At 56.4% G+C, this 26,753-nt stretch carries 23 protein-coding genes and 1 pseudogene; 9 read left to right on the forward strand and 15 right to left on the reverse strand.

Annotated elements, in window-relative coordinates; translation table 11 throughout:
- Window positions 1-133: 133 nt before the first annotated feature.
- The 5 genes from lpdA to thrS form a co-directional block, all read right to left on the reverse strand.
- Window positions 134-1,564, reverse strand: coding sequence for a dihydrolipoyl dehydrogenase (lpdA, locus tag LKE08_RS23300; protein WP_324706665.1), 1,431 nt, complete (start codon window positions 1,562-1,564; stop codon window positions 134-136).
- A 218-nt stretch (window positions 1,565-1,782) separates the two neighbouring features.
- A complete protein-coding gene (locus tag LKE08_RS23305) occupies window positions 1,783-2,085 on the reverse strand; it encodes a type II toxin-antitoxin system RelE/ParE family toxin (RefSeq protein ID WP_324706666.1) in 303 nt (100 codons plus the stop codon).
- Window positions 2,070-2,258 (reverse strand): hypothetical protein, encoded by a 189-nt coding sequence (locus LKE08_RS23310; protein WP_324706667.1) that lies wholly within the window; start codon window positions 2,256-2,258, stop codon window positions 2,070-2,072. The genes LKE08_RS23305 and LKE08_RS23310 overlap by 16 nt, the downstream gene beginning before the upstream one ends.
- Before the next feature lie 36 nt (window positions 2,259-2,294).
- Window positions 2,295-2,498 (reverse strand): hypothetical protein, encoded by a 204-nt coding sequence (locus LKE08_RS23315; RefSeq protein ID WP_324706668.1) that lies wholly within the window; start codon window positions 2,496-2,498, stop codon window positions 2,295-2,297.
- Between the two features lie 67 nt (window positions 2,499-2,565).
- Complete coding sequence (gene thrS / locus LKE08_RS23320) at window positions 2,566-4,380, reverse strand: threonine--tRNA ligase (protein WP_324706669.1); 1,815 nt, start codon at window positions 4,378-4,380, stop codon at window positions 2,566-2,568.
- 280 nt (window positions 4,381-4,660) lie between these two features.
- On the opposite strand from thrS, the gene LKE08_RS23325 reads away from it, so the two are divergent.
- From LKE08_RS23325 to LKE08_RS23340, 4 genes are all read left to right on the forward strand, one after another.
- The gene (locus LKE08_RS23325) at window positions 4,661-5,002 is read left to right on the forward strand and encodes a DUF2605 domain-containing protein (protein ID WP_324706670.1); all 342 of its coding nucleotides are present in this window, start codon (window positions 4,661-4,663) and stop codon (window positions 5,000-5,002) included.
- Window positions 5,003-5,297: 295 nt separating this feature from the next.
- On the forward strand, window positions 5,298-5,609 hold the full coding sequence (locus tag LKE08_RS23330) for a DUF2973 domain-containing protein (RefSeq protein WP_324706672.1): 312 nt from the start codon (window positions 5,298-5,300) through the stop codon (window positions 5,607-5,609).
- A 210-nt stretch (window positions 5,610-5,819) separates the two neighbouring features.
- Window positions 5,820-7,559, forward strand: coding sequence for a DUF4912 domain-containing protein (locus LKE08_RS23335; protein WP_324706673.1), 1,740 nt, complete (start codon window positions 5,820-5,822; stop codon window positions 7,557-7,559).
- Between the two features lie 203 nt (window positions 7,560-7,762).
- On the forward strand, window positions 7,763-9,823 hold the full coding sequence (locus tag LKE08_RS23340; protein ID WP_324706674.1) for a DICT sensory domain-containing protein: 2,061 nt from the start codon (window positions 7,763-7,765) through the stop codon (window positions 9,821-9,823).
- Window positions 9,824-9,953: 130 nt separating this feature from the next.
- Here LKE08_RS23340 and LKE08_RS23345 read toward each other — a convergent pair whose 3' ends face one another.
- The 6 genes from LKE08_RS23345 to LKE08_RS23370 form a co-directional block, all read right to left on the reverse strand.
- Window positions 9,954-11,294, reverse strand: coding sequence for an ABC transporter substrate-binding protein (locus LKE08_RS23345; protein ID WP_324706675.1), 1,341 nt, complete (start codon window positions 11,292-11,294; stop codon window positions 9,954-9,956).
- Window positions 11,295-11,301: 7 nt separating this feature from the next.
- On the reverse strand, window positions 11,302-12,897 hold the full coding sequence (locus LKE08_RS23350) for a methyl-accepting chemotaxis protein (protein ID WP_324706676.1): 1,596 nt from the start codon (window positions 12,895-12,897) through the stop codon (window positions 11,302-11,304).
- Window positions 12,898-13,147: 250 nt separating this feature from the next.
- Window positions 13,148-13,909: an HAD-IA family hydrolase gene (locus LKE08_RS23355; protein ID WP_324706677.1), complete on the reverse strand. Its 762-nt coding sequence runs from the start codon at window positions 13,907-13,909 to the stop codon at window positions 13,148-13,150.
- Between the two features lie 6 nt (window positions 13,910-13,915).
- Complete coding sequence (locus LKE08_RS23360) at window positions 13,916-14,110, reverse strand: hypothetical protein (protein WP_324706678.1); 195 nt, start codon at window positions 14,108-14,110, stop codon at window positions 13,916-13,918.
- A gap of 111 nt (window positions 14,111-14,221) precedes the next feature.
- Complete coding sequence (locus LKE08_RS23365; RefSeq protein ID WP_324706679.1) at window positions 14,222-14,650, reverse strand: hypothetical protein; 429 nt, start codon at window positions 14,648-14,650, stop codon at window positions 14,222-14,224.
- 111 nt (window positions 14,651-14,761) lie between these two features.
- On the reverse strand, window positions 14,762-16,495 hold the full coding sequence (locus LKE08_RS23370) for a CapA family protein (RefSeq protein WP_324706680.1): 1,734 nt from the start codon (window positions 16,493-16,495) through the stop codon (window positions 14,762-14,764).
- Window positions 16,496-16,712: 217 nt separating this feature from the next.
- Here LKE08_RS23370 and rfbB point away from each other — a divergent pair, with 217 nt between their 5' ends.
- The 3 genes from rfbB to hrcA all read left to right on the forward strand — a co-directional run bounded on the left by rfbB (window position 16,713) and on the right by hrcA (window position 19,878).
- Window positions 16,713-17,816, forward strand: coding sequence for a dTDP-glucose 4,6-dehydratase (gene rfbB, locus LKE08_RS23375; protein WP_324706681.1), 1,104 nt, complete (start codon window positions 16,713-16,715; stop codon window positions 17,814-17,816).
- A gap of 185 nt (window positions 17,817-18,001) precedes the next feature.
- Window positions 18,002-18,337: a cytochrome c6 PetJ gene (gene petJ, locus LKE08_RS23380; RefSeq protein WP_324706682.1), complete on the forward strand. Its 336-nt coding sequence runs from the start codon at window positions 18,002-18,004 to the stop codon at window positions 18,335-18,337.
- Window positions 18,338-18,786: 449 nt separating this feature from the next.
- Window positions 18,787-19,878 (forward strand): heat-inducible transcriptional repressor HrcA, encoded by a 1,092-nt coding sequence (hrcA, locus tag LKE08_RS23385; RefSeq protein WP_324706688.1) that lies wholly within the window; start codon window positions 18,787-18,789, stop codon window positions 19,876-19,878.
- A gap of 79 nt (window positions 19,879-19,957) precedes the next feature.
- Here hrcA and LKE08_RS23390 read toward each other — a convergent pair whose 3' ends face one another.
- Both LKE08_RS23390 and LKE08_RS23395 read right to left on the reverse strand, forming a co-directional pair.
- Window positions 19,958-21,439 carry a pitrilysin family protein gene (locus LKE08_RS23390; RefSeq protein WP_324706683.1) on the reverse strand — a complete coding sequence of 494 codons (1,482 nt, stop codon included), beginning with the start codon at window positions 21,437-21,439 and terminating at the stop codon, window positions 19,958-19,960.
- A gap of 178 nt (window positions 21,440-21,617) precedes the next feature.
- Window positions 21,618-23,210: a pitrilysin family protein gene (locus LKE08_RS23395; protein WP_324706684.1), complete on the reverse strand. Its 1,593-nt coding sequence runs from the start codon at window positions 23,208-23,210 to the stop codon at window positions 21,618-21,620.
- Between the two features lie 276 nt (window positions 23,211-23,486).
- Here LKE08_RS23395 and LKE08_RS23400 point away from each other — a divergent pair, with 276 nt between their 5' ends.
- Window positions 23,487-24,101 carry a TetR/AcrR family transcriptional regulator gene (locus LKE08_RS23400; protein WP_324706685.1) on the forward strand — a complete coding sequence of 205 codons (615 nt, stop codon included), beginning with the start codon at window positions 23,487-23,489 and terminating at the stop codon, window positions 24,099-24,101.
- A gap of 77 nt (window positions 24,102-24,178) precedes the next feature.
- Here LKE08_RS23400 and LKE08_RS23405 read toward each other — a convergent pair whose 3' ends face one another.
- Window positions 24,179-24,613, reverse strand: coding sequence for a DUF4332 domain-containing protein (locus LKE08_RS23405; protein ID WP_324706686.1), 435 nt, complete (start codon window positions 24,611-24,613; stop codon window positions 24,179-24,181).
- A gap of 8 nt (window positions 24,614-24,621) precedes the next feature.
- Window positions 24,622-24,828: pseudogene (locus LKE08_RS29340) on the reverse strand (hypothetical protein); the annotation flags it as partial.
- A gap of 130 nt (window positions 24,829-24,958) precedes the next feature.
- Between LKE08_RS29340 and LKE08_RS23410 the strand changes: the two are divergent.
- Window positions 24,959-26,392, forward strand: coding sequence for an aminopeptidase P family protein (locus tag LKE08_RS23410; RefSeq protein ID WP_324706687.1), 1,434 nt, complete (start codon window positions 24,959-24,961; stop codon window positions 26,390-26,392).
- The last annotated feature ends 361 nt before the right edge of the window (window positions 26,393-26,753 follow it).

A 26,753-nucleotide genomic window follows, 5' to 3' on the forward strand; every position in this document is an offset into this window, starting at 1 on the left:
CTCCCCCCTTATCTCCCCCCTTACAAAGGGGGGTTGGGGGGGATGGGGGCGGGGGGGGGATCGAAGGGGGATAATGGGGGATCAAAATGTACCTCATAGCATCGAAAACTGCTGTATCAATGATCAATGATCCCTAATGGGTACCAGCAGCCCGTTTGTACGCCTCATCCAGAACTTCCGATAATGTCGGGTGGGTGTGGACGGAGAAGGCGAGGGTGTGCACCGACTGGCGGAAAGCGATCGCATTGGCGGCTTCCTGGATCAAGTCGGAGGCATGGGGGCCGAAGATATGCACCCCGAGAATTTCCCCGGTATCCTTGCGGAAAATAATCTTGGCCAGGCCGTCCGTGTGTCCGTCCGCGATCGCCTTGGAATTGCCCTTAAAATAGGTTTTCACCGCAGCCACCTCGAACCCTTCCGAGGCGCCCAACTCCTTGGCGGCGGGCTCCGTCATGCCGACGTAGCTGATTTCCGGGTGGGTGAAGGCGGCGGCGGGGATGCTGAGATAGTCCACGGTGCGATCGCGCCCGCAAATGGTTTCCACCACGGCCACCCCCTGGGCGGATGCGGCGTGGGCCAACATCATTTTACCCGTCACGTCCCCGATCGCCCACAGGTGCGGCACCGCCTCCGTACCCGACAAAACGCCCAGATGGCCATCGACGGGAATATAGCCCCGATTGGTTTCCACCCCGACATTTTCCAGTCCCAAATTCTTGCTGAAAGGAATCCGGCCCGTCGCCACCAGGCAGGCATCCACCTCCAAAACCTGTTCCACCTCCTTGGTTTTGGCGTCCGCCAGTTCGATAATCACCGGAGCACCCGGCGTCACCTTCATCGCCAATTTACCGGCGAAGGTTTCGATATGTCGAGATTTTAGCAGCACCCGTTCGGCCAATTTCGCGATATCCGGGTCGAAGGTGGGCATCAATTTAGGCAGGGCTTCGATCATCGTGATTTCGCAGCCCAAAGCCGTGTAAATATCGGCAAATTCCAAGCCGATGTAACCACTGCCGACAATGGCGATCCACTGCGGCAGCCACTCCAATTTCAGGGCGTCGTCGCTGGTAAAGACGGTTTTGTGGTCGATCTCGATGCCGGGGGGGACGAAGGGCACCGAACCCGGCGCCAAAATGATATCCTTAGCTGTGACAATTTTTTCCCCTTCTTCCGTCGCGATCGCCACTTTTTGGGGGGCTAAAACCTTTCCCCAACCCCGAATTGTATCGACTTTCAGCCGTTTAAGGCTGTTGGTGAGGTCGCCCCGCAGTTTGGCGACGATATTCTCGGCGTGGTCGGCGATGGTTTGGCGATCGAAATTCACCGCCCCCAACTGAATTCCCAAAGACTGCAAATGCTGCGCGTCTCGCAGTTCCCGCACCCGCCCCGAAGCCGCCAGCAGGGCTTTGGAGGGAATACAGCCCCGGTTGACGCAGGTTCCACCCATTTCGGCGGCTTCTACAATTGCGGTCTTCAACCCGCAACTCACCGCGTGGATCGCCGCTCCGTGTCCCCCCACACCCGCGCCGATAATCACCAAATCATAATCAAATTCTTGACTCACTGTATCTCTCCTGCTGCGATGATCTTCTGAATCATTTTGAACTAGAGGGGGGGCATCAGACAAGCCACCCAGCCGGGAAATAATTAACAATTAACAATCAAAAATTAACAATTAATAATTAATAATTAATTCCCTTCCCGACTCCCGACTCCCGACTCCCGACTCCCTCTCTTCCCCCCCCGACGGGAGGCCGTGCGGGGGGGGGAAATCTGACTCGTTTAGTTGGGGTTTAACTCCAGTTTCAACAGCCGCTTGCCGTGGACGACGGCGGCGACTGTCACCGTTTCATCTCGGACGCGATAGATGATGCGATAGGTGTAAGCAAATTGTTCTCGGATCGTTTCATCACCGAACTCCTGAACGATGCCGCCGGATAGGGGACATTTGCTCAGATCTCGGGTCGCCTCGATGATTCTCTGCACCACCGCCGCCGCGTAGGACACTGAGTCTCGCGCGATATAAGCCGCGATCGCATCGATATCATCAATGGCTGTCGGTGACCAAACTACTTGATAACCCATTTACTTACTAAACCTTCCGCTTCCTCTTGTGTTAGCTTGCGTTCGCTGTCGGCAACTGCAATACCCTGACGGTACTTTTCGATCACATAAAGGTGATATTGGACATCTTCGAGACTGCAATCTTCTGGCAAATTTTTTAACAGAAGTTCGATCTCTTGTTTGACAGTATTCATAAAATAAAGGGTCTTAATTTTATCGATCTGGCTTTATTATACGCGATCGCGACTCCCGAAGGCTTGACCGTTGGCCCGACGGCGAACCAAAAGTCGATCAGAAAACATCGGAGGACAGGACGCGACGGGTTCCCATCCACGACCGTAGACGCGAAACCACCGCGATCGCAGTCCCCCCCACAAATATCGGTGGTGCAAATGATCTCGGGTATTCGGTTCATAGCACGGATCGCAAATCAATGCAATACGAACTCAGATAATATCAGATTTTTTCCCCGAGATCGGCATTCATTATCGGTTTGACCGATCAAAAGTCGGCGAAGTTCGCGATCGCCTCCTGCAGCCGTTTCAGCGTCTCCTCGATGCTCAAACTGCCCAATTCTCCCCCGGCCCGGGTGCGGACGCTGAGGCTCTCCGACTCCACCTCCTTGGCGCCGACGACGGCCATCACCGGAATTTTCGCCTTCTCCGCGTTGCGGATCATCTTCCCGAGGCGATCGTGGCTGACATCGGCTTCGGCCCGAATGTCGAGCGATCGCATCCTCTCCGCCACCTCCCTCACGAAGGGCAAAAACTCGTCGCTCACCGGCAACAACCGCACCTGCACCGGCGCCAGCCACAGCGGGAAATCCCCCGCATACTGCTCGATGAGAATCCCCACCAACCGCTCCAGGGACCCGAAGGGCGCCCGGTGGATCATCACCGGACGCTGGCGGCTGCCATCCTCGGCGACATATTCCAAATCAAACCGTTCCGGCAAATTGTAGTCCACCTGAACCGTCCCCAACTGCCACTCCCGTTCCAACGCATCCTGGACGATAAAATCCAACTTCGGGCCGTAAAACGCCGCCTCTCCGATGCCCTCGAAATAATTCATTCCCAGGGTTTCCACCGCCCGCCGGATCGCCGTTTCCGCCTTCTGCCAAGCCTCCTCGGAGCCGATATATTTATCCGAGTCCGGGTCGCGGAAACTCAGCCGCGCCTTGAAGGACTGATCCAATTTCAGCTTCTTCAGAACCGACTGGATGAGGTCCACCACCTTCAAAAACTCGTCGTCCAACTGTTCCGGGGTGACGAACAGGTGGGCGTCGTCCTGGGTGAAGCCCCGCACCCGGGTCAACCCCCCCAATTCCCCGGACTGTTCGTAGCGGTACACCGTGCCGAACTCCGCCAGACGCACCGGCAATTCGCGATAAGAACGCAAACTGGATTTGTAAATCTGGATGTGGAACGGGCAGTTCATGGCCTTGAGCACGAACCCCTCATCCTCCGACTCTCCCATCATCGGAAACAGATCTTCCCGATATTTTTGCCAGTGGCCGGAGGTCTTGAACAGCTCCACCCGCCCGACGTGGGGAGTCACCACGGGTTGATAGCCCCGCCGCACCTGTTCCCGCTTCAAAAAGTCTTCCAACGTCGTCCGCAGCACCGCGCCCTTGGGCGTCCACAGGGGCAGTCCCGGCCCCACTTCGTCGGAAAAGATAAATAATCCCAACTCTTTCCCCAGACGGCGGTGATCCCGCCGCAGGGCCTCTTCCTTGCGCCGCTTGTACTCTTGCAGTTGTTCGGGGGTTTCCCAAGCCGTGCCGTAGATGCGCTGTAGCTGGGCTTTATTTTCGTCTCCCCGCCAGTAGGCACCCGCCACGGTTTCCAGGTCGATCGCCTTCGGGTTGATTTCTGCGGTACTCTCGACGTGGGGGCCGGCGCACAGATCCCACCACTCGTCCCCCAAATGGTACAGGGTGATCGGCTCTTTAAGGTCGGCGAGAATTTCCAGCTTGTAGGGTTCCCCGAGGGCTTCGATGCGGCGTTTCGCTTCTTCCCGGCTCACCTCTTCCCGCTCAAGGGGCAGTTTCCGCTTCAGGATTTTGACCATCTCTTTTTTGATGGCTTTGAGATCTTGCTCCGTGAACGGCTCCGGGGTGTCAAAATCGTAGTAGAAGCCGTTTTCAATCCACGGTCCGATCGTCACCTGGGCCTTGGGAAATAATTTCTGCACCGCCATCGCCATGACGTGGGAGGTGGTGTGGCGAATTCGCTTGAGCTGTTCGGATTCGCTGGTTTTCGGCAAATGGATTTTTTCGGGCTGCTCTGGAGCCATTTTGGAGTCTTCGATAGCCATCGATCCTCGATTGTGGTTGGGTGTCGTGTGCTGGCTGGGGGGGATTTCGAGTGAGCCGGGACTCGAAGCCCTCGGGCCGAGTCGCGCAGTTGTGCTGCCTTCCCCATTCCCTTGTCAGCCTATATTTTAACTAAATCTGGGAGGATTCCCCGATCGCCATTTTCCATCCCCCCGAACTCTACCCCACACCCCATCCTGAAAGTTTTCTTAAGAAAAATGTTACAAATTGTAAAGAGTGTTAAGATAAGTCAATGAGGTTAGTCAAGGTCAATCTCTACCCATGCTGAATCCCAACTTGCCGGAGCCGGAGTTGCTCAGGGCGATCCTGCAGCCGATGCTCGAAGACTTCCAATATTGGTTCGAGCGATCGCGGCAGCTCCTCGAAACTGAGAACATCCCCTTTTTGAACGACCAGCAACAGTCGGATGTCCTCGAACGCATCAAACAGGCCCAGCAAGAAGTCAACACGGCTAAAACGCTGTTTCACGCCACGGGGGGGCAGGTCGGCATTGAAATGAAGGTGCTGATGCCCTGGCACCAACTCCTGACCGAATGCTGGCAGATCGCCACCCGCTTTCGCCTGGAATCCTCCCCCCGCATCGAAAACGGAAATCCGAACTGATCGCCCATTGGAGGAGGAGGAAGCCCGTCCTTCTCTATGGCAGGTTGCCCCGCAGTCCCGGCCGCAGAGCTGCCGTCAACGGTATCTTTCGATTCCTTAATTCACGTTAGAGTTGTGGTATGAATTGGGGTGCGGGCCTTGACAATTGACAATTGACAATTGACAATTGACAATTGATTTCTTTCCCCGGACTCCCAATCCAGAAAAAATATCGGGGTAGAGCGACTGACCCGCATCGATCTGTTTTTAACAAAATCTTGTTTCAACCGACTGAGTGAGCATCAAGGAGAAACTTATGTTACATCTGATTTATATTTTGGCTTTTACAATCCTCGCATTCCTGGCAGTCCGCAATTTAATTCGCAGCCTCTTGACCGTCGGCATGGAATCTCAGCGGTACAATTCGCACCAGGGGGGCGGGTTCGGCCGGACGGCCGCGAGAAATGCCCGCGACATCCACCCCGAATTGCTCGACGAGTCGGGAAATGTGGTCAAAGAGCCACTGATGGTGATGCGATCCTTATCCGTCCAAGATGCTCGGACTCAGTTGGACAATCTTTACCAGTCTTCCCCCGGTTCCGCCGAAGAAGCCCGGGACGACAATTAACACGGCGACGATCGCCGGATTTTCAATATTTTCTAAGTGGGTTGGGTATCCGAAACGGTTGGATACTCAGCCCATCGGCGTTTGGAGACGGGTGGCGCGATCGCCCTCAAATTCGGATCAAAATGGGGTCCGAGCCGGGGTTGCGATAAAATTTGACGAGGATCTGTTTGTGATGCTCACCCGAATCTAGGGATCGTCGGTCTGTCACTTATGTTACACAAAAGAAAAACGTCAATTGCCACCCTGGCGTTGTTGTTTGCCCTTGCCGTTGCCCCCAAGTCGTTGGCGACGTCTCGATGGGCTTCTAACTCGAACCCCGAATCGCACCCCACCCGTGGGAGAACCGCGACGGCTTCGATGAAAGAGTCCGGACGCTCGGGAAACGGGAAACTCGTTGTCAGGGGGGGCGAAGGGGGGGATGCCTCCGTTCCGACTTCCGTGCTGTGGCCGAATTGGAATTTGCAATCCCCGCAGAACCGCAGGCTGTCGGTTGATGCGATCGCACCCACCGCATCGGTTCCCGAAGGCTTCGCCACCGGGTTTTCCGTTGCCGATTCCCGCCTCGAAACGTTTCAGGGAAAATCCATCGAATCCACTCCGTCCGATTCCGGGGTGATGCCCCCCCCAATTCCGGTGTGGCTGCTGACGATATTGCCCGCCGCTGCCTTGCTGGGGGTTCTCCTCTGGTGGGTGCAGCGCGACGATGGCACCCCCAAATCGACAATGGCTGAAAAACAGGATTTGCCGGAATCTTCCCAAGTTGAGGAACCGGAAAATTGGGTCTGCGAACCTGAACCGGAACCGCTTCGAGTCCGATCCGCCAACCCCCCCGCCGAGAAGATCCCGCCATCGCCATCTCCGGAAACCCATCAGGCGGCGATCGAAACTTCGGAATCGGAAAAAACTGATATTACTGATATCCAAGATTCGGATGATACTTTTATTCAAGATTCGGACGATACCTCTATTCAAGATCCAGAAACACTGACTGTTTCAGAGATAGCAGAAAAAGAACGAGTATCCGCCGAGCTCCCGCCGATGTCGGAAGTGGAAAAGATCGACCGGCCGGAAATTGCGATCGCCAAAAATTCATCGATCACCGGTGCGAATGTCACGTCAACGACGACGGAACCTTCTCCAGATATTGCACAAACAGATATGCAAAAGCCAGAACCCGAACCGGAAACCCAAAAATTAGAATCTTTCCCCGTCACGGCAGAAACGGATATGGAAAAGCCAAAACCTGAACCGGAACCCCCGAAAAAATTGCAGCCGGAGGATGCGATCGCCACTTCTGAGACGGTTTCGGAAGAAATAGAGCCGGAGGATGCGATCGGTGCTTCTGAGACGGTTTCGGAAGAAATAGAGCCGGAACTGGCGGAAATATCGAAGCAAACGACCCTCACGGGGGGTCAGGCGTGGGTTGTCGGTGCGGGGGACGATCGCGGCCAATTAGATGTCGAATCCAAAAAATTCAACGTCGGCCAGGAAGACGATGGGGAAACCCTCGGCATCGATGTTGATCGCGGACTGCCGGAACTGCCCGAGGGCTACAATCGCAACTGTATCGTGTTCATGCCCCGCGATCCCAATTGGGCCTACGCCTACTGGGATATCGGCAACGAACATCGGGAACCCCTGCGGAAAAAGGGGGGCAAACAACTGGCTCTGCGGGTGTACGATGTCACCTGGATCGACATGGATCAACAGCGTCCCCACAGTATGAAACAGTACGAGTGCGACGAACTGGCGCGGGAATGGCACATCCCGATCCCGATGAGCGATCGCGACTACATCGTAGAAATCGGCTACATCACCGAAAGCGGTTACTGGCTGGTTCTATCGCGGTCCGAATCGGTCCACATCCCCCCGATTTACCCCTGCGACCATTACGGCGATCGCTTCTACACCATCCCCTGGGAAGAAGATCTGCGGGGCAAAACCATTTGAATTGAAGGCAGTCGCGGCCGATATCGACCGGACGCATTGTCGGGCGGAACTGATAAACTGCTATAAGTAACGCCAGTTCAGCCGACCCCAACATCTATCAAGACTCAAATTCAGGTTGATCGACCCGCGGCCCCACCAAAAGGTCAGACCCCCTGAAAGGCGCTGTTTGTCTGAGGCTCACAGAGGGAACAAGAAACCATCAGATGAGTATTTCTATCTCAGTTCTAAGAGAATTGGTGCAGGCACTGCCCCACCTCCGACCCCAGATTTACTTCAAATCTTCCTTGACAGCGCTTTCTCATGCGATGGAAGATCAAGTGCTGGCCGGGTCGGATTTTCCCCTGGTGATCGCCACCTTCCAACGGGAACGCTTTTACCGCCAGGAAGCTCACCGTTACCGGCGGATTGCGGGGTTGACCCCCCAGGTTTACGTGATGGCCACGCCGGAAACCGAGTTCAAGAACGCCTCGATGGACTACGAAACCGTCGCGTTTGACGGCAAAGACCCGTTGAGCCAAGAGTGGAATTTGGTGGTTTTGGGGCGACAATATTCGACCTGTTTGGTTTGCATCGAACGGCAGGATTTGGCCGAAAATTCCGAGATGTCAAGCCAAGTGCCGATGGATCAGGCCCGCCCCTTCGAGGGAATCTGGACTTCCGATCGCCTCATTTGCGGCCAGGTCGCCCGGTTGCTCCTGGAACGGATCGAGCACTACAGGCCGGAACTCGAAACCAAAATCCGGGAAGCGTACCAAAGCTACAGCATACCCCAAGCGATCGAAAAGAAACGAAAAACCACCCGCAAATCTCCCCGAACTCAAACCCAATCCGTTCCGGCGGACTGTTCATCCGTCAACGATCCCTTCGCCCACCGCCTGGTGACATACCTGCAGGCGGGCCAGCACAAATTGCTGCGAGTTTACCGTTCCCTGGCGATTCAAGAGTGGAAAGAGCGGCTCGTCAATTCCATCACCGCCGCCATCCGCCAGTCCCTCGACCCCCACGAGGTACTCCAGATCGCCACCCGGCAATTGGGGGAAGCCATGAAAGCGCAGCGGTGCTTGATTTACCGCTGCAAATCCACGGATCGAACGGTCGTCGTCCAACACGAGTACCTGGAACCCTGTTCGGAGACCCCGGAAGTCTCCCCGGCCCGATCGTTGCGGGGGGAAACCTGGCCGCTTCAGGACAACCCATTATTTCAGAAAGTGTTGCGGCAACAGCAACATATCTATATGCGGGAAGTCGCAGACGTGGACGACCTCTCGGCGGAGGGTCGGAAAACCCTCGAAAACCTGACTCGTCTATGGGAAATCGGCGGATGGTTGATGGTTCCCATTTTGTACCAAGGTCAATTGTTGGGAATGGTGGAATTGCATCAGTGCGCGTCGAGCGACCGGATCTGGCAGGAGGACGAGCTGTCCCTGGTGGACGCGATCGCCACCCAACTGGCCGCCGCCCTCATCCAGGCGGAAACCTACGCGAACCTCGAAGATCTTAACCAACAACTCGAAGCCCTCGAACGCACCCGCAGCAACCTGATCGCGATCACGGGCCACGAACTCCGCACGCCGCTCTCAACGATCCAAGTTTGCCTGGAGTCCCTCAGCCAGGAACCGGATATGCCGGTGGAGATGCGACAGGTGATGTTGGAGACGGCCCAGGGGGATGCGGAACGCCTGCGGAAGTTGGTGCAGGACTTTTTGACCCTCTCACACCTCGAAAGCGGCCGCGTGGACTGGAATCCGGAATCCCTGCAGCTCGAAGAATGTATCGATCTGGCGATCAGCGGCATCCGCACCCGCCACGCCGAGAGCCTCCCCACCATCGAGAGGGAAATGAGCGCCGATTTGCCCCTGGTGCGGGCGGACGGGGAATGGTTGGTGGAATTGCTGACCAAACTGTTGGACAACGCCTGCAAGTTCACGAGTTCCGAGGGCCGGGTGACGATCCGCGCCCAACAAAACGGCGATCGGATGTTGGAGGTGACGGTGGCGGACACGGGGCGGGGCATCGAACCCAACCGCCTGGAGGCCGTGTTCGATCGCTTTTATCAGGAAGAGGGGTCCCTGCGTCGCACGGTGGGGGGCACGGGTTTGGGATTGGCGATCGGCAAACAAATCGTGACCGGGTGGGGCGGCAAAATTTGGGCGGACTCCGCCGGAAAGGATCGGGGTTCCCAGTTCCACTTTACGATTCCCCTGGCCGAAACTGATGTCGCCCCCGTCGAGTCCAAGAGGCGATCGCGGGTGATTTCGGGTTAGAAAAAGGGAGTCGGTATTAGGGAACCCTTGAGAACTCAAACCCCATGAAAATCGAGGTTTGGGAGTTTTCGCGGCTGCCTCGAGCAAGTTAACACACAAGCGCGCACTGCTATACAAACCGGATTTGATATTAAAACCCGTATTTTTTGATCTGTTGTGGGGCATAATTTTCCGGTTCGCTGGGGTCGAATCGGTCGAATTTTAAGTTTTCGTATCGGAGGGTGATCGTCGGGGGTTGCCGTCCTAACTGTTTCGCCATTTGGCGGGCGAGTCCGGTCAGAAAAATGTCGTCGGCGATCGCCTCGTGGTCGGTTTGTCCGAGGGGGAGATATCCCCACCGTTCAAATTGGGAGGTCATCCAGTAGGAAAAACTTTTCCAGGGGTAGGGGTCGAAATCGATGCGGTCGGGAACGTCGCGAGTTTGACCCGTACCATCGACAAATTGTCCGGTCATGACATCTCGGAGGATATCATCTCGGACATTGAGATATTCGGACGCCGAAAGTCGCCGCGCCACCTCCCCCCGATTTTGAGCGAGTCTGGCATAACTCGACCCTTCGATAATGGCTTGGTTGAGGGCGCGAAAGGTGTTGGGGTTGCGATCGATCCAATCCTGGGAGGCGGTGAAGGAACAGCAGGGATGGCCCGGCCAAAGTTCTCGGGTTAATAAATGAATGAATCCCACCCCCCGGGCGACCGCCAACTGGTTGAAGGGTTCGGCGACGATCATGGCATCGATTTCGCCCGTCCCCAATTTATTCACCATGTCGGGGGGGGGAAGAATGACCAATTCCACGTCGCGATCGGGGTGGACTTTTCCGGCGGCGAGATAGTACCGCAGCAGCAAATTGTGCATCGAATAAATAAAGGGAATGGCGATGCGAAATCCTTTGAAATCTTCGGGGCCTTTTACCTTGTCTCGGTGTTTGTTCGCCACGGTAATGGCGTTTCCGTTAATGTTTTCGATGCAAGCCAGTTTGATCGGAAAGGGGCGGCTTTGCAAGCCTAAACTGATGGCGATCGGCATCGGGGACAGCATATGATAGGCATCCAAATTGCCCGCGATCGCACTTTCTTGCACTTGGTTCCAGCTATTCATCCGCACCAATTCCACATCCAAACCATATTTTTTATACAGTCCCAAAGATTGAGACATTAAAATCGGCGTGGCGCAGGTGATCGGCAAAAAGGCAATTTTTAAACGGGTTTTTTCTAACCTTTTTGGGGACAAATTTTCCCCGGACTCCGGGTCGGGCGACCGGCTGCAATTGCTCAAAATTACCGCAGTAGAAGCGGCGGCACCGGTCAAAAATTGACGGCGTTTAACCCGGCCGGAAGCCGATCGCACCGCGGCGGATAAATCGGTCGATAAATTGATATTTCCGGAATTAGAGAGATGCGATCGCCCGCAATTCGGACAGATTTTGCTGGTCTTTGAAATCGGAAGGATCGATCCGTTCGGTCGGTTCATGGTTGACTCACCGTAACTTCAATAAAGACTCGTTGAGCCTTTGGGTATTGACTCTCAGGACGGCGATACTTTCGGAGTTTTGGCGGGCCGCCTGGTTGAGGTCGTTCATCGATTCGCCCACCTGTTTCAGGGCGAATAATTGTTGATCGGCTGTTTGAGAAATGGTTTGATTGTTGATATAAACTTGGTGAAAGGCTTCCGACACTCCGGCAAATGCAGCCGACATATTTTCGGCGCTGCCGACACTTTCGACCACCGTTTCTTTGCCTTCTTCCGTGGCGCTGACGGTGGTTTGAATGGCGTCTTGGATATCGACGACGAGGGTATTGATGTCGGCGGCGGACTGCTTGCTGCGGTCGGCCAGCTTGCGAATTTCCACCGCCACCACCCCGAATCCCCGCCCCTGTTCCCCCGCCCGCACCGCCTCCACGGAGGCATTTAAAGCCAGTAAATTGGTCTGGTAAGCCAGGGTGCTGACCATGTGGGCCATGCGGTTGATTTGCAGGGATTTTTCGCTCAATTGCAGGCTGCGATCTGCGATCGCCTCGACTTTTTGGCGCAACAATTCCATGCGGTCCAATGTCTGCTGAACCGCTTCGCTCCCCTTTTCCGCCAGAGACAGCGCCCGGCGAGCTTCCGCCGCGGCCGCTTTCGCCTGTTCCGTGGAGTTCCGTACCGTCGCATTTAACTCGTCAACGGTCGTGGTGGTTTGATTGATGGAACTCGCCTGCAAAGAAAGGTTGCGTTCTTGTTCCTCCAAAGCCGTCGCAATTTCTGAGGAAAAAGCGGCAATTTGGGCGGTTTCGCGATCGATGGTATTGGCAATTCCGAAACCGAGGGTCAGCACCGCCAAACCGCAGATCGCTGTACTTCCGAACACCAAAATTGTCAGCCATCCCAACAGTCGAATTTGCCGATTCTGCTGCTCCGTTAGCTGCACCCGTTTGATCCGATCAAAATCGTTCACCAATTCTTCCAACTGCCGGGCGATCGCCTGACCTTCCGACCGCCCCAACACCTCGAAGACTTTTTCCAGTTTCCCCAATTCTACATAGGAAATCAGGCGGCGGTCGAACTCGTTCACGCGATCGCCGAGGGTGATGATCCGCTCCAAACTTTCTCGCTGATCCGCCTGTTGAATGAGACCCCGCAACTCCTCGGATTTCTCATAAAATAGCGTGTCCCATTCTTCATATTCATTCAGGGCGATCAGATTTCGCCCCAGGATGTATTCCCGGGCGGCCCGCTGCATGGCAACGATGCTGAATGCCAGGTTATCGACCTGTTCGATTTCGCCGTAAATGCGATCAACATTTTGGATCTGGTATCGGACGGGTTGCACTCCCATAAAATAGACCAGAAACGCTACGATCAAAAACAAAATTAAGGGGATAAAATAACCTCGGAGAATTCGTTGTCGCAGGCTTCCTCCTTTCCAAGAAAAAAGGGTTCGCAAGTGTTTCAGCATCGTTTGATTACCCCATGAACGTACCGATCGAGTTGTCGGGGAGCGGGTTTGAGATGCACCTTCCGCCCGGTATCCCGATCGCGGCGGACTCAATTTCATGTCGGCGAGGCGATCGCCTGCGAATTCAATTTCCACCGAGTTTCGTCCGCTTGAGCCACAGCGATGCGACAAGGGTCGCAGTTCCTCCGATGAGCCCCAAAATCAACCCAACTCCGAGACGACGGCCTTTTTGAACAGCGATCGCGGCGGCGACCCCTCCGAGCAAACAGTGGAAATTCAGGAACAAATAGAGATTGGGGTCGATGGGTAGATCTGACAGGTCGAATCGTTAATGAGTCAACCGGAGCGACGGGATTGCCAGTTCAATTAATTGTTATCTATTATCTCATCCGACGGATGCCCGGTGAAGGCGACGTAACAAATCCACATCGAGATAGGTCGCGCCGTCCGCGGCACCCCATCTCACCTCGAAGGGGCGATCGGGTTCTCCCAGGTGATTTAAGACCAGTAAAGCCCCCGCAAAATCCTGGTTTCGGGTGTAGTCGTTGACGGTGATGATCGGTTTCAACCCCGCCGCCCGGGCCGCCGCCAAACCTTGACAGGAGTCTTCGATCGCCACGCAATCCCGGGCCGTCAGTTGCAACTGTTCGAGGGCGTAATGGTAAATATCCGGGGCGGGTTTTTTCTCGGGGACGACATCTCCGGCGGCGACGACTTCAAACCAACTCGGATCGAGGATTTGTTCCAAAACGGCCATCGCGTTGGGGAGGGCGCTGGTGGTGGCGATCGCCAGGCGGATGCCGCGATCGCGGGCCTCTTGGATCAACCGCTTCACCCCCGGACGGGGGGGAATCGCGCCGGCGGCCAAAAGTTCCTGATAATAGTGGTTTTTCCGTTTGTGAACCGCGACGATCCAATCGTCCAAGGAACCGGGGGGGTCGAAATCCGGGCGATCGCGTTCTAAATAATAGCGGAGGCGTTCTTTTCCCCCCGAAACCGCCAACAATTCGCCGTACAAAGAATTCGACCAATTCCAGTCCAGACCGACATCAGAAAAGGCCCGGTTGAACGCCACCCGGTGGCCGTCCCGTTCCGTCTCGGCGAGGGTGCCGTCCACGTCGAAAATAATCGCTTTTAACTCGTCCATCGATCGCTAAAGTTGGGGTTTTTCATCGTCTTCTGGAATCTCGGGACAGCGAGGGCCGGATTTGATCCGGTAGCCTTCCTTTTCGAGTCGTTCGACAAAGTGAGTCGGATCGGCATCTTGATCTCGGGAAGTTGAAGAATCCGCCGGGGGATTCTGCCGTTGCTGCCGGCGCTGGCGTTTCAGTTTAGCCTGTCGTCCCATCGGTTTTGACCCGTACAATCGAAATTTCTTTTTTTATTTTATCATCACGGCGATCGCCCCCATTCTGTCCCCTCCCCTCGCCAAGGGGAGGGCCGGGGTGGGGTTGTTGACTCAATCTTTTTGACCCGATTTCGCGGCTTCGATCCGTTCGCGATCGCCCGCAAAAAACCGGTCCAGATCGATCGCCTCATCCCCCTTATTTTCCCAGAGGCTGAACATCGAACCCAACTGGAACCAAATCAATAAAGCGGTGGGAATGACGACGGCGGCACCCGCGATCGCCGAAAACCAGTTGACTTCAAAAAAGACCGCCAGACTCGTCGAAACCGACACCCAAACGCACAGCGACATGGCGAGATAGGCGACGGTGAGATTGGGGGTTTTGTAAGTGATTTTCGTTTGGTTTAAATCTTCCTTCCAAACGGCGACCTGATATTCCAACATATCTTTGAAAATCAAGCCGAAAATAATGGCAAACAGCGTGGAAGCAATGATGGCGATATAAATGGGCTGGACAACTAACGTTTCAGAAGAGGACATGAGTAACAATTGATAGGGGAACAATCCACAGATTGTTTTTTAGTATAACACCCGAATTCAAATTGGAACAGTTCCCGACTCCCCACTCCCGACTCCCCACTCCCGTCCCCTTCAGGACTCGGGTTCGGAAATCAAAATCTTGCCTTCTCCGTCGATTTCCAGGTCGGTTTCGGGGAAATTATTTTTCGTCAAATTGCGAATCAAGCCGACGCTGCGAAACGAATGATCCAGGTAGGGAATACCTTGGTTGTTGAGGTGTACCGGAATGATTTTCCCCTCCACAAAATTGCCCACGGGGTCGAGTTGGGCTTCCAGCACCAGAGAATAGCCCAACTGTGCCCGGGTGGAGAGGGTGCGGTATCCCATAAAATTCCCCAGAGAATAGGCGATGAGTTTGCCGTCGTACAACTCCAAAGCCCGGGGAACGTGGGGGCCGTGTCCGAGTACCAAATCGGCCCCCGCGTCGATCATCGATCGCGCAAATAACACCTTGTTGCCCCGATTTTCCCCGTAGAAATATTCCGTTTTATTGTCAATATTTAAAGCCGCCGTCCCCTCCGCGCCGGCGTGGACGGAGACGACGACGATATCGGCATTTTCCGCCGCGGCCGCGATCAGGGCTTGCGAGGCTTCCAGGTCGTTCATGTTGTTGTGGACGTCGAAATAGCTGAAGCCGACAAAAGCCGTCTGGACTCCCTTGACTTCGTGGTAGACGATCTGATCCTTTTTGCCCACCGCTTTCATGCCGGCTTTTTCGATATTGGCGATCGTATCTTCAAAGCCGGTTTCAAAGAAGTCGAAGGAGTGGTTGTTGGCGACGCTGAGAACGTCAAATCCGGCCTCTTTCAACAGCGCAGTGTATTCCGGGGGGGTGCGGAAGGCGAAGACCAAACCCCGGCCGACACTTTTGGCGCTGTTGGGGTAGTTGGTGAGGGTACTTTCAAAATTTCCGAAGACGATATCAGCCCCCTGAAGTGCCGGTTTCACCGACTGGAATAAAACCTGTTTTTGGGGGTGTAATTTATTGGAGGGGTAATTGGTGCCGGGGATGATATCTCCCACCGCCTTGATCGAGATCCGCGTGTCCGGATCGACGGGATTTTCCAAAGAAGAAAGGGTCAATTCGGAGAGGCGGGTCAGGGTTTCGACGGTGTCTCGGGTGGGAACCTCTTCCGCCGCGAAGGGATTCATTTGGGCGGATTGGGAAAAGGAGAAATCGGGCAGTTCGGGGAGTTGAGAAAAAGCCGTCGAGAGGGTGGGGGGGAGGGCCGCCAGGGAAGCGGAGACGCGATCCCACCCGGCACCGATCGCAAAACTGGAGATGGGCAGAACCGCAATACCGATCGCCCCCACGACGGCCAGGGGTTTGCACCTCGGTTTGGGGTGGGGCGCAGGCCGTTTCGATGCCGTTTGAGGGGGCTGGAGGGGGCGTGAAGGGGTCGAAGCGGTTTTTTTGGCAGTTTTTTTAGATTTGCGTTTTCGAGTCGGTTTTGGGGCTGTTTTTGGGGGTTGGGCGGTGGGGACTTCCGCCGGAATCGTGGCGGGGGGCGGGGACTGCAAGACCAGGGTCTGAATCCAGGCGACGGACTCCTGGGTGTCGGGCCGTCCCATGACGGTGACTTCCGAGATCGACTGCGGCTGTAGGCGCCTCATCCCCTTGTGAATGAGGCGCATCGAGGCAGCCCGGTCTGGAACGGTTTCGGATTCTAGAGTAATGTAGAGATGATGATTTTCGACCCGGAGATCGGCCCGAACTTGTCTGGCTTTGAGCGCCTGATTGAGCAAGAGGGCGATCGCATTCGCATCTCCCGCCTGGGCGGACTCAAGGATCTGTTGCTGACTCACGCGCGGAACTCCTCACACCAATTCATAAGAATTAAACTCCTATGATACGTCGAGTTGTCCGCGGCGGGGACACTCGGCCGGGGCGATCGGGGAGGGAAAGTGAATTCGATAAAGATACAATGGGGAAAGTCGTGCGACTTTTTGGAATTTCAGTCAGGGGTTGGCGCGAGTCCTTGGGGCTGTTTAGAATCATTCAGAGACTTGGGAGGAAAAGACTTTGGCCGTCCAATACAGTTACGACAGCAGCGAAGATGCGACGCCCCGGCGACTACTCGTCACGGGTGGCGCCGGGTTCATCGGGTCCAACTTCGTCCATCACTGGTGTCACGCCCATCCGAGCGATCGCATCGTGGTTTTGGATGCCCTCACCTACGCCGGAAACCGGCAAAATCTGGCTGCGTTGGAAGGTCAGGAACAATTTCGCTTCGTTCAGGGGAACATCTGCGATCGCACTTTGATCGATCAATTACTCCAAGAAGAGGCGATCGATACCGTCGCCCACTTCGCCGCCGAGTCCCACGTCGATCGCTCCATCATCGGCCCGGACGCCTTCATTCAAACCAACGTCGTGGGAACCTTCACCCTGTTGGAAGCCTTCAAACAGTATTGGGAACACCAGCAAAAACCCGATGACTACCGCTTCGTGCACGTCTCCACCGACGAAGTGTTCGGCAGTCTCGGCCCCGACGACCCCGCCTTCAGCGAAACCACCCCCTACGCCCCCAATAGCCCCTACTCCGCCTCCAAAGCCGGCAGTGACCACCTGGTGCGGGCCTACCACCACACCTACAGCCTGCCCACCCTGCTCACCAACTGCTCCAACAATTACGGACCCTACCACTACCCGGAAAAACTCATCCCCCTGATGTCCATCAACATCCTGTTGGGCAAACCCCTCCCCGTCTACGGGGACGGGCAGAACGTGCGGGATTGGCTCTACGTCCTCGACCACTGCCGCGCCCTGGACACGGTGATCCACCGGGGCATTCCCGGGGAAACCTACAACATCGGTGGCAACAACGAAGTCAAAAATATCGACCTGGTGCAGATGATCTGCCGGATTATGGACGAGCTGGCCTCCCAGCACCTGCCCGTCAAGCCGTCGAGGGAACTGATCACCTTCGTCAAAGATCGCCCGGGCCACGATCGCCGCTACGCGATCGACTCCACCAAAATTAAAACCCAGTTGGGATGGGCCCCCCTCGTCACCGTCGAAGAAGGGCTGCGGCAGACTTTGGGCTGGTATCTGACCCACAAAACCTGGTGGGAACCCCTGTTATCCGAAGAATACCAAGCCTACTACCGGCAGGTCTACGCCTAGGCCCCGGCTATTTCCAGGGCCAAAAACTTGCCCAAAATCACCCAAACCTGGAACAATAGAGAAACGCACGATCGCAGAACTCTCAGAACCTGAGTGCACGGGTTGTGTGGAGCGATCGCACTCCACGACCGTCAGACCGCGATCGATGTGCGGCTCGATTGACTTTCAAGAAGAGGAGAACCGTTTTGAAAAAACTACTGTCAGTGATTTTACTGGGCGTCGCCCTGTTCACCTTCGCCATCCAGAGTCCGGCTTGGGCTGATGGAGATGTGGCGAAGGGAGCCCAGGTCTTTGCCGCCAACTGCGCCGCCTGCCACATGGGTGGAAAGAACGTGGTCAACCCCGCCAAAACCCTGAGCAAAGCCGACTTGGAAAAGTACGGTATGTTATCAGAAGAGGCGATCGTCACCCAAGCCACCAACGGCAAGGCAGCGATGCCCGCATTTAGAGGACGGCTGAAACCGGACGATCTCAAAAATGTTGCTGCCTACATTCTCGATAAAGCTGACAAAGGTTGGTAAGTTCCCGGGCTAGAATAACCCAGGATCTCGCAATGAGTCCGTTTTGGGGGTGAAGCGTTCAGGCTAGAAAGTCGGATTGAGAAATCCCGATTTTTGGCTCGAAGGTTTCGCCCCCTTGGTATTTGTAGCACTGAAGCGAGGGGGTGTGGGGTGTGGGGTGTGCTCGGTGGGGTGTGGGGAATTTTAGATTGTAGGGGCAGTGCCTCCGTGCCTGCCCACCCCCAATTCAACCTCCGCCTCCTGGAGCCTCCTGGAGCCCCTGGAGTCCCTGGAGCCCCTGGAGCCCCTGGAGCCCCTGGAGCCCCCCCTGCCCCCCACGGAGATGCGGTTACAATTTCGGGCATCTGCTATGGTGATATGAAGATGAACTCGATCCTCGAACTCGCGAATCCGAGTGTTTTGTGCCCGAATCTGGCCGCCAACCCGAATTAAATTCCAGTGCAATGTTCGTGCAAGCGAAACTAACCGAGCGACAACAACACATCCTCTGGGCAACCGTCCGACACTATATCGCGACGGCGGAACCGGTCGGCTCCAAATCCTTGATGGAAGAGTACAATCTCAAGGTGAGTCCGGCGACGATCCGCAACAATATGGGGGCACTGGAAAAAGCCGGACTGCTCTACCAGCCCTACACCTCCGCCGGGCGGGTGCCCTCGGATTCGGGGTATCGGATTTACGTCGATCGCCTGATCACCCCCTCCGACACCCTCGCCAAGGAGGTGGCCCGACTTTTGCGAGAACAACTGAATTTTGAGCGTTGGAGTTTGGAGGCTGTGCTGCGAGGTGCAGCCCAAATTCTATCCACCCTCAGCGGCTACATTTCCCTGATCACCATGCCCCAAACCCAAACCGAACGCCTCCAACACTTGCAACTGGTGCCGGTGGGGGCGGGGAAAATCATGGTCATCATCGTCACCCACACCTATCAAACCCAGTCGATTTTGATGGAAATTGCCCCGACGGTGGAGGGGATGCCCCCGGGAAGTTCGGGCGGCGGGGAGGACGGAAATTTGGTCGAACAGGAGTTGCAACTGCTCTCCAATTTTCTCAACCACGAATTGAAGGGGCGGTCCCTCGGGGAACTCTGTGCCCTCGACTGGACGGAGGTGGACCGGGAGTTTCAGTCCTACGGCAACTTTATCAAGCAGTTGCTCGAAAGTTTGCGCGATCGCCACCAAACCCCCGAGTATACCCGCATTCAGGTCAGCGGCGTCTCGGACGTGCTGCGGCTGCCGGAATTTTCCCAACTGGACCAGGTGCAGACGATCCTGCACCTCCTCGAAGACGAACAGGAGCAACTCTGGCCCCTGATTTTCGCGGCCCCCGAATCCCAACAACAGGTGAACATCCGCATCGGGTCCGAAAATCCCCTCGAACCGATCCGCAGTTGCACGTTGATCTCGGCGCCCTACTGCCAGAATTCCCTCCCCATCGGCAGCGTCGGCATTTTGGGGCCGACCCGCATGGTCTACGAAAATGCGATCGCCCTGGTGGAGGCGACGGCCAATTATCTATCCGAAGCCCTCAGTCAGAATTAGGGAAAATGAAAAATGAAAAATGAATGCGATCGCCCCCCATTTCAGGAGCGATCGCATCATTTTCAATCAATCATTCCCTTCAGCTTTTGGGGATGCTGATGTCGATGGACCGGACTTGCAAATTGTCGTCGAGGGCATTGAGCGGCGGTTGGATGTCGCGCTGATTTCCCACCACGAGGGTGACCAGATTTTCGGGTTGGAGATACTTTTGGGCGACCCGCTGCACGTCGGCGACGGTCGTCGCTTCCACATTGCGCCGGTACTCGAAAATGAAGTCTTCCGGATAGCCGTAATATTCGTACCGCATCAGCCGGGAAAGGGTCTGGCCGGGGGCGGCAAAATTGAACACGAAGGAATTCAAAGTGGACTCCTTGGCGTAGGCGAGTTCTTCCGGCGAAATCGGTTCGGTGCGGATGCGCTCAATTTCCGATTCGATCGCCCGAATTAAGGGAACCGTGGCGTCGGAGCGGGTCTGTCCCCCGGAAATAAATAAGCCGGGATAGTCGTAACGGGGACTCCAGACCCCGTAAACGGAATAGGCCAACCCCTGGCGCGATCGCACTTCGTTGAACAGCCGGCCGCCGAACCCGTTCAAAACCCCGTTGAGGACCGTCAGTTCGGGATAGTCGGGATCGTCGGCTGTGCCGCCCAAATGCCCCATCTGGACGTAACTCTGGGTGAGTTGGGGTTGGTCGATCAAGAAAACGCCGCCCGCTTGGGCCTGGGAAACGGCCGGCAGGGGGGGAATTTTGGCCTGGGGTGAGGGTTCCCAGTCGCCGAACTGCTCGGCGATGAGCACTTGCATCCGTTCGGAGTCAAAATCCCCCACCACGCCCAAAATCATGTTTCCGGGGTGGAAATACTGGCGGTGAAACGCGACCAAATCCTCCCGGGAAATGCGATCGAGGGTTTCATATTCCACGGTTCGGGCGTAGGGGCTCTCGTCGCCGTAGATCAGCTTGTGAAATTCCCGGCCCGCGATCGCTTCCGGGTCGTCGTTGCGGCGGGCGATCCCGCCCCGCTCCTGGGTTTTCGCCAGTTCCAACTGCCGCGGGTCGAAGGCCGGTTCCCGGAGCACCTCGGCAAATAAGCCGAACACGGCATCGAGGTCTTCGCTCAGGGTGTTGAACCCGGCCGAACCCATCGTTTCCCCAATGCCGGTTTCCACCGCCGCCGCCTTGCGTTCGAGAATTTGATTCAACACTTCGGGGGGGTGGTCGAGGGTGCCACCGGTCCGCATCACTTCTCCCGTTAAGCCAGCCAATCCCACCTTGTCCGCCGGTTCAAAGCGGCTACCCGTCCGAAACAGGGCCGTCCCGCTCACCAGGGGCAGTTCGTGGTCTTCCATCAGAAAAACCGTGATGCCGTTGTCGAGTCGGTAGCGGGTGTACTCCGGCAGTTGCAGTTCCGGCAGGGGAGGAAATTCCAGTTCCGTGTAGTGTTTGGGAGTCCCGGCGGTGGCGGGCAGGTGCCAGACCACCGTCAGCAGCATTGTCACCATCGCCAGGGAGGCGAGGAATAATTTTGACTTCTTAAATCTCACGCCGATCTTGAATTGCATAGTTAATTGTCGTTTTCACAGAGGGGAAGCAAACCAGGAAAAGAAAGTCTTGTCCACTCAAAAATCAGGTCAAAAGCCGTCACTTTTTAGAAGTGAGGAGTCGGGAGTGAGGAACTGTCTCTTTTCTCTTTTCTCTTTTCTCTCTTCTCTCTTCTCCAACGGTCATACTTTTGACTTTTTAATTGGTCTCGTCTCGGGAGAGGAGACGGCCGACGGTGCGGTTTTCCGGGCGGAAGGTGTTCCGAGCCACCCGCTGGATGTCGGCGGGGGTGATGGCCTCGATCGCTTCGAGGGTTTTGAACAAATTCGTCCAGGTTCCGGTTTTCACTTCGTAGTCCAGGAGGGCGAAGGCCATGCCCATGCTGGAATCGAGCGATCGCAACAGGTTGGCGCGAGCTTGGGTTTTGACCCGCTCCAACTCTTCGGCGGAGACGGGTTCGGTTTTGAGGCGATCGATTTCTGTTCTCAAGGCCCCGGCGACTTCATCCACCGTGTGGCCCGGTGCGGTCAGGGCGTAAAATAGCATCAAATTGGCGTACTTGTCCCCGGGATAGGTGCTGATCCCCTGGGCGGCCAGGGCGAGCTGCTGTTGTTCCACCAGGGAGCGGTAGAGGCGGGAGGTGCGGCCGTTGCTGAGGATGCCGGCGATCGCGTCGTACACGACATGATCGGGGTGGTCGATGGCGGGGCGGTGATACCCTTCCAGATACCAGGGTTGGGAGGGCAAAGATTTGGTGACTTCCCGGATTTCTTTCTGGGGCGGTTCCACCGCGTCCAATTCCGGCGGTTTGGGTGCGGCGGGATAGCGGCCGAAGTAGGTTTGGGCCAGCTCCCGGACGCGGTTCGGATCGACGTCGCCCACCACGGCGGCGGTCAAATTGTTGGGGACGTAGTAGGTTTCAAAGAAATCCCGGACGTTCTGCCGCGTCAAGTTTTGTATATCTTCGGTATAGCCGATCACCGGGCGCTTGTAGGGGTGCACCTTGAAGGCGGTGTCGGCGAAGGCTTCGATCATCTGGCCGACGGGGGAGTTGTCCGTCCGCAGCCGCCGTTCTTCCAGGATCACCTGTTTTTCTTTGTAAAATTCTCGGAAGACGGGTTCCAAGAAGCGCTCCGACTCCAGGGACATCCACAGTTCCAGCTTGTTGGCCGGGAGGCTGTAGAAGTACATTGTGGCGTCGGCGGAGGTCGCCGCGTTCATGCCCACGCCCCCGGCCTGTTCGACGATGCGGCCGAATTCGTTTTGTTTGACGTATTTCGACGCTTCGAGTTGGACTCGTTCAAATTCGGCCGTCAGGGCGGCGACTTTTTCCGAGTCCCTCCGCGCTTGGGCGGTTTGGAGGTCGTCGAAGAGGCGGTCGAGTTTGTCGAGGAGGGGTTTTTCGGCCTCGTAGTCCGTTGTGCCGATGCGCTTGGAACCTTTGAAGGCTAAATGTTCCAAATAGTGGGCGACTCCCGTCTGTCCGGCGGGTTCGTCGGCCCCCCCGACATCCGCGTAGATCAGAAATGACACCACCGGGGCCTGTTGCCGCTCCAACACGATGAATTTCATGCCGTTGTCGAGGCGAAATTCCGTCACGCCGTCGCGGACGCGATCGAGATAGGGTTGGATGGAAGTGGAGGGGACGGGGGTTTCATCGGCCCGGACGGGCTCTCCCCAGAGAAAAGTCCCGATCGCGATCGCCAGGAAGACGGCCAAAACTCTCCGCGGCCAGGGATGGCGAGATTGGGGTTGGGGACGGGGTGAGGTGGCGAACCAAGGTAGATTCATAAATTTAGATGTGTTCAGATGGCTCCGAAACTGGGTGAAATTTGCACAGAAATTGGCTGGGACGACAAGTCGTCTCATTCAATCTTAATTAATCTTAATGTTTTCATCAATCTTCCGGAAGAAGACATGAAGAGTTTTTTCATTCCCGTCAACTGTCCGACCGGAAATGATACCCTAAAACAACATAAAGCACGGACGTGAGGGGGTGTGCCAGCCGTCCAATGCGTAACCCTCTTCAGTTTCTTGTTTACCGCACAAACCTCACTCAATAAAATTATGGCAACGCTCAACCAGTCCCCAGAGGTGGAAACCGAAATATCCGCTCGCATCCGACAGGCCGCCACGAAACTCTTCGCACGGCGGGGATATGACGGGACGACGATCCGCGATCTGGCCGCCGAGGTGGGAGTCGCCGAGGGGACGGTCTTTCGCTACTTTCCCACCAAAAAAGCCATCTTAATTGCCGTCGTGACCGAAGGATGGGTCGAGATTTTGACGGACTTGCTCACCGAACTCAGTGAAATGGGGAACTACAACGCGATCGCCCAGGTGATGCGGCGGCGGATTGTCAGCCTGCACAGCAACACCGACTTGCTGCGGGTTTGCTTCCTCGAAGCCCAATTTCACCCGGAATTGAGCGATCGCATCCAGTCGGAAATTATCGCCAAAATGAGCGACGTGGCCGAGGCCTTCTTTGAAACCGCGATGGATCGGGGCGTCTACCGCCGGATGAACCCCCGGGTCGTTGCCCAAGTCTTTTTGGGAATGTTCGCCGTCGCCGGCTTCAGCTACCGCACGATCATCGAACCCGGCGCCTCCCCCGCCGACTTGCAGGAAATGGCCGAAGGGCTGACGGATATTTTCCTCAATGGCGTCGTAGCCAGGGAGTAGGGGTGTGGGGTGTGGGGTGTGGGGTGTAGGGAATTTTAGATTTTAGATTCTCCTGTGCCCCTCCGCCCCCCTGCCTCCTACAAACACCGAGCCTGCTGTATCCAGATTTGGACGCGATCGACGGAGGGGCAGAGATCGCGGCGGTGCAGGGTGGCGACGTGGAGGCGCAAGATTTGCTGGTGGAGGCGGTGGACGGGCATTTGGGCCAGTTGCGTCACCGAGCCGATGCCGCTGTGCAACAGCAGTCCGCAGTGTTGGCAGCCGACGCTGGGAACGCGGGCCAAATCTGCCATCGCCACCCACTTGCTGACGTCGCGGAGGTTGATTTGCAGCCGATTGGCCAACATCATCTTTTGGGCGTGGGTTTGGCCTTTTTGGAGGAGTTGCTGGGTGGTTTCGATGCCGCACCCCCGGAGAAGTTGCAGGTTTTCGTCGCCGATCCCCGGGAGTTGGGCGATCGGCCAGTCGCAGGCTTGAATGGAATTGGTATTCGTCGGTCGGATTCGTGCCATAAATTCACTCAAGAAGGACGGTTGATGACTGAGTTCCGAACGGACTTCGCCATGAAGATATCGGGTTTTCCGGGTCCGTTGGCGTCCGGCATCACTCCCACGATCGCGAAACCGCACTTCAGATAGAATTCATAGGGGTGGCGATGCGGGTTCCTAATTGTAGCAAGATGTTCCCAGCAGTTTGGGTATAGGTCTACACCTGCAATGGAGGTCAGACCCAGTATCGGGGTGTGGGGTGTGCTCGGTGGGGTGTAGGGTGTAGGGTGTAGGGTGTAGGGAAGAATTGACAATTACCAATCGTCAATTGTCAATTATCAATTGTCAATTATCCATTATCCATTATCCATGCAACTCCCCGACCCTTCCGATCGCCTCGCCGACACCCTGCGCCGCCGCCGGCAAAAACTCGCCCAACTCATCGATTTTCCCGTCCTGCTGTGGTCCGGCGGGGCGCGATCGCGGAATTTTCCCGCCAACACCTACCCCTTCCGCGCCAGCAGCCATTTTCTCTACTTCGCCGGACTCAACCTGGCTGATGCGGTGATCCAATTGGACGGGGGGCGGATGACCCTATTTTTGGACGACGAACTGCCGGGGAGCGCCCTCTGGCACGGGGAAATGCCGTCTCGGGAGGACATTGCCGCCGCGATCGGGGCCGACGCCGCCTTTCCGAAATCGGAGTTGAGGGCGGACGGTGCGTCCGTGGCGACGGTGCGGGTGCAGGATCTGGGAACTCTCGCCGAACAAGAACGCATTCTGGGGCGCTCCGTTGCCCCTCCGGCGGACGCGGAGGGCTGGGATGGGGAACTGGTCGGGGCGATCGCTTCGGAGCGTCTGAGCCACGATGAGGGGGCGATCGCGGCACTCCGGGAGGCGACTGCGGTGACGGTGGAAGCCCACAAAGCGGGGATGGCGGCGACCCGAACCGCCGCCCGGGAAAGTCAGGTGCGGGGCGCGATGGAAGGGGCTATCCTCGCCCACAACATGACCTGTTCCTACAACAGCATCGTCACCGTCCACGGGGAAGTCCTGCACAACGAACAATATCACCATCCCTTGCAACCGGGAGACCTGCTGCTGGCGGACGTGGGGGCCGAAACGCCGGGGGGATGGGCCGGAGACGTGACCCGCACTTGGCCGGTGTCCGGGACGTTTTCCCCCACCCAGCGGGAGATTTACGATTTGGTTTTGGCGGCCCACGATCGCTGCATCGAAAAGGTGCGGCCCGGGGTGGAATATCGGGAGATTCACCTATTGGCGGCGGCGGTTTTGGCGGAAGGATTGGTGGATCTGGGAATTTTGCGGGGTCGCCCGTCGGATTTGGTGGAACGGGACGCCCACGCCCTGTTTTTCCCCCACGGCGTCGGCCACCTGTTGGGGTTGGATGTCCACGACATGGAGGATTTGGGCGACCGGGCGGGGTACGCACCGGGGCGGAAACGGAGCGATCGCTTCGGTTTGGGTTTTCTGCGCTTAGATCGCCCGCTGCAGCCCGGGATGGCCGTGACGATCGAGCCGGGTTTCTATCAGGTTCCGGCGATTTTGAATGATCGCAAAAATCGGGAAATTTATCGGGATGCGGTGAGTTGGGAGCGGTTGGAACGGTTTGCGGACGTGCGGGGAATTCGCATCGAGGATGATGTTTTGGTGACGGAAACGGGGGCGGAGGTGTTGACGGCAGCCCTGCCGAATCCTGCGGGGGCGATCGAAGAAATGGTGCGGGGAAATGTTCCGGCTGAACCCACCGCCCCCCCAACCTCGACGGCGGGGAAACGTTAAATATCTTTACATTCGATTTTTGAGTCCTTTTGACGTCCTCCCCGCCGTGAAACGGGTGGGGATTTTTATCAGTCGTCGAACGGCGAAAGGTCAACCCATTTTCGTCGATGGGGTAGGGAATCCGGGGATCGGGGCAGGGGCGTTCAACTGGGAAAAAGCGCGATCGCGCGCTGGGAAGTATCGGTAACATTTTATACCCTGGCTTCCCGGTTTTTTGCGTGAAGTGACGGATGCAGATACGGCATATATAATAGACAGGGTTCCTAAATGGCAAATATACGGTTGAGTCAGCACCCCCGGCTGAAGCACGGGGGCTTCGTGCCCTCCCCTTCAGGTAGCTGACCAGCTATCGCCTTAACTG

The sequence above is a fragment of the Lyngbya sp. CCY1209 genome (assembly GCF_035615495.1).
In the GTDB taxonomy this organism is placed as follows: domain Bacteria; phylum Cyanobacteriota; class Cyanobacteriia; order Cyanobacteriales; family Microcoleaceae; genus Limnospira.